Consider the following 268-nt stretch of genomic DNA (forward strand, 5'->3'; position numbering starts at 1 on the left):
GTTATGGTGCCTACGTGGACGCGAATGCACTTAACGGCATTGCCATTGGTAGCAATGCGCAAGTCATTCATGTCAACAGTATTGCGATAGGTAATGGTTCTACGACCACTCGTGGCGCTCAAACCAATTATACCGCCTACAACATGGACGCACCGCAGAACTCTGTCGGTGAATTCTCAGTTGGTAGTGCGGATGGTCAACGTCAGATCACTAACGTCGCAGCAGGTTCGGCTGATACCGATGCGGTCAACGTGGGTCAGTTGAAAGT

Annotated in this window: 1 pseudogene; it reads left to right on the forward strand. The window is 50.7% G+C overall.

Annotated elements, in window-relative coordinates:
- Positions 1-268 (forward strand): annotated as a pseudogene (locus AC0IX4_RS23075) (autotransporter adhesin YapN); the annotation flags it as partial.

It is taken from the genome of Rhodococcus sp. AC861 (assembly GCF_979256035.1).